Raw genomic sequence first — 3725 nt, 5'->3', positions numbered from 1 at the left:
GCTTTAAAAAAGTAATTTGCCGTATGTAAGTCAAATGGAGTAATTCTTAATTTCTTATTATTTAATTATCTTTATTGACTTGAGAAAATCCCTTTAGGAACCACTGGTTTGTTTTCAAAAAACAAAATAATAATATGGGTAATACTCACAAAATCCCCTGGCATTTATTCATAATCCTCCTTGCTTTCATTTCGTCCTGTAGCAGCGCCTACAAGAAAGCTTCCTCAAAATTTGAAAGTGCAGAATACAATGTTGCCATCAATCACTATAAAAAAATCCTCGAAAAAGGGGACAACCCGGCAGCGGCCAATTACTTTATCGCCGAATGTTATCGGCTTTCCAACCGTTTAGATGAAGCTGCTCCTTACTACAAAGCCGCCATTGAAAATGGCAGTGTGGAAGAAGGGGCTCAGTTTTTTTATGGCATTGCGCTAAAAATCCAAGGAAATTATGAAGGAGCAAAAGAACAGTTAGAAGATTATTTAGCCAATGGTACTGACCAAAGCCTCATAAACCTGACAGAGACAGAACTTAGTACCCTAAATACAATAGATCTCCTGGATAAAAATAAAAGCTATTATGAAATCGAAAACCTAGGCGACCTAAGTACTTCAGGTGCGGAATATTCCCCTGTATATCAAGAGGGTGAAGTATTCTTCACCTCCAATCGGGAGGGGGGAAAAATATATAATGGCACTGGAACACCATTCACAAAACTTTACAAAGCAAAGGTGAAAAAAAATTCCATAGACCCTTTATCCATTGAACCTTTAGAGGAATTAATAAATGATCCAACAGTAAATGTAGGATCAGCCGCCTTTTCCCGTAGTGGCCAGGTAATGGTATTTGCCAAAGGAAACAGTGGAAAGAAAAAGGGAACAAAAGAAGTAAACCTTTTTATTTCAAGACAAAAAAATGGTGATTGGACAGAGCCTAGCTTGATGGGCATTAACGATCCCAATGCTTGGGATTCTTCTCCGGCTTTTAGCCGTGATGGCAGAACACTTTATTTTGCTTCTAACAGAGAGGGCGGTTTTGGAGGAATAGACCTTTACTCAGCCAAAATGGATGCAAATGGCCGCTGGGGAAATGTCAAAAATATGGGAAATAAGATCAATACCTCTGGAGATGAAATGTTTCCCACCGTTTCCAATGATGGTAAACTCTACTTTTCTTCTTCAGGACATCCCGGATATGGGGGATTAGATTTGTTTGAAGCGGTAAGAAAAGACGGTGATATAAGTGTAAAAAATTTGGGTGTACCTATCAATTCCAGTAAGGATGACTTTGGAATTACCTTTATTGATCCCATGCATGGTTTTTTCACATCTAATCGCGAAAGTGGAAATGGAGATGATGATATTTATACTTTTGTAAACAATTCGCCAGACATTAAAATCATAAACTATTACCTAATAGGAACTACTGTCACTACCAATGACGAAGGTGTCCAGAAAATTCTACCTAATGCAGGTATACGATTTTTAGGGCCTGATGGAAATTTAATTACACGAACCATAAGTGATTCGGAAGGGAAATTCAGATTTCGGGTGGATGGAGACACAGATTACAAAATTATAGGAGAAAAGAAAAACTACTTCACAACAAGGGTAGATTTTACTACCGTGGGAAGAAGTATTCCTAAAGATCAGCTAACTAAACTGGTGACCAACGTTACTTTTGAAACGGTGGTGAATTTAGATCAAATCGTTCTTAATAAGGCTATCGTTTTGGAAAATATCTACTACGATTTTGACAAATCAGATATCCGTACAGACGCTGCACTAGAACTAGATAAACTAGTTAATCTATTAAAAGATAATGTAGATATTAAGATAGAATTAAGTTCCCACACTGATAATCGTGGTGGTGATGAATATAATCAAGAACTTTCGCAAAGGAGAGCAGAATCTGCTGTGGCATATATTATTGCCTCCGGCATCTCCGAGGAAAGAATAACTGCACGAGGATACGGAAAATCTCAACCCATTGTCCCAAATGCAGAGACAGAGGAAGAACACGAAATGAATAGAAGAACACAATTTAAGGTGACGGAATACAACCAGGAACTGGAAGAAATTCCGGTTAAAGAAGAACTTCCTGAGGAAAATTAAAGGCCTGAATAAGATTAAATTTGAAATTATTGAAATAAAAGCCTCTTTATCAATGAGGCTTTTTTTATTTTTGCGTTGTCATTTAATATAAAGCATCAGGATTAATAGGGGTACTAAGAATAATGTAGGAAAAGCAAGGCTTATTGGATTAATCTAGTTGATTAGAGGTTTCCAACTTCTTGCTTCTTTTTAGTTTATTCGAATCTATCTTTATTGTTTCCTTAATCAAACTTGGCATGAAAGAAGAGCGGTATATGCAAAGAGGAGTTTCGGCCTCAAAAGAAGACGTGCACCAGGCTATTAAAAACCTTGATAAAGGATTGTATCCTAAAGCATTTTGCAAGATTGTAGAGGACCATTTAGGCAACGACCCGAATTTTTGCACAATTATGCATGCTGATGGTGCGGGAACCAAATCCTCTTTAGCCTATGCATATTGGAAAGAAACCGGTGATCTTTCGGTTTGGAAAGGTATTGCTCAAGATGCTGTAATTATGAATGTTGACGACCTAATTTGTGTCGGTGCAGTTGATAATATTTTACTTTCCTCTACCATTGGCAGAAACAAAAACCTGATTCCAGGGGAAGTGATAGCAGCTTTGATCAATGGGACGGAAGAAGTATTACAAATGCTCCGTGACAATGGAGTCAATATTATATCTACGGGAGGGGAAACCGCAGATTTAGGAGATTTGGTGAGAACCGTAGTGGTGGATAGCACCGTTACTGCCCGAATGAAGCGAAGTGATGTCATTAGTAATGAGAGAATCCAAGCCGGGGATGTAATAGTCGGTTTAGCCTCTTTTGGGAAAGCCACTTATGAAGAAGAATATAATGGGGGAATGGGAAGCAATGGACTTACTTCTGCCCGTCACGATGTTTTCAATCAATCTCTGGCAAAACATTATCCTGAAACTTTTGATCCTCAGGTTCCAAAAGAATTGGTTTATACAGGCAATTACGGATTAACCGAACAAATAGAAGGTGTTCCTGTCAATGTAGGTAAATTAGTACTATCTCCAACTCGAACATATGCACCAGTAATGAAAGAAATATTCAACCACCTTCGATCCGAGATTCACGGCTTGGTACATTGTAGTGGTGGTGCCCAGACAAAGGTCCTCCACTTTATTGATCAGCTTCATGTAATAAAAGACAACCTTTTTGACACTCCACCCCTATTTAGCCTAATTCAAGAGCAAAGTGGTACAGATTGGAAAGAAATGTATAAAGTCTTTAATATGGGCCATCGCATGGAGATCTACATAGACGAAAAGCATGCTCAGCAAATTATTAATATCTCAAAGTCTTTTGGAATTGATGCCAAAATAATAGGAAGGGTTGAAGCTTCGACGGATAAAAAAGTAACGATAGAAAGTCGCTACGGAAAATTCGATTACCTACAATAAAGGATTAAGATTGATGGCGAAACATGAAGGGTGAAAAGGAAAAACCATCTCACTTTTCATGTTTTCAACTTTTACTCATTCTTCACCAATTTTACTCCCTTTTAATTTTTAATATTTGAACTTTTTACTTTAGAAGAAGAAAGTGTTACACCTAATTCATGAGCTCTTTTAACCAAGTCGGAATAAAGTTTTTCCCTTCCCA

The 3725-nt window shown here is 37.7% G+C and carries 2 protein-coding genes; both read left to right on the top strand.

The genetic code is table 11. The features are described from left to right. Positions 1-134 precede the first annotated feature (134 nt). A complete protein-coding gene (locus tag E1171_RS05230; protein WP_155204778.1) occupies positions 135-2114 on the top strand; it encodes a CHU_0125 family OmpA-like outer membrane integrity protein in 1980 nt (659 codons plus the stop codon). A 236-nt stretch (positions 2115-2350) separates the two neighbouring features. Then, on the top strand, positions 2351-3523 hold the full coding sequence (locus tag E1171_RS05225) for an AIR synthase related protein (protein ID WP_155204777.1): 1173 nt from the start codon (positions 2351-2353) through the stop codon (positions 3521-3523). The last annotated feature ends 202 nt before the right edge of the window (positions 3524-3725 follow it).

Origin of the sequence: Xanthovirga aplysinae (assembly GCF_009711365.1) — a bacterium.
GTDB classification, from domain to species: Bacteria; Bacteroidota; Bacteroidia; order Cytophagales; family Cyclobacteriaceae; genus Xanthovirga; species Xanthovirga aplysinae.
The sequence above is the reverse complement of the archived record's forward strand: the minus strand, read 5'-3'. Positions and strand labels throughout refer to the sequence as shown.

Coding starts and splice junctions, on each gene's coding strand:
- E1171_RS05230 (WP_155204778.1), top strand. CDS start 135: ATGGGTAATACTCACAAAATCCCCTGGCATTTATTCATAATCCTCCTT.
- E1171_RS05225 (WP_155204777.1), top strand. CDS start 2,351: ATGAAAGAAGAGCGGTATATGCAAAGAGGAGTTTCGGCCTCAAAAGAA.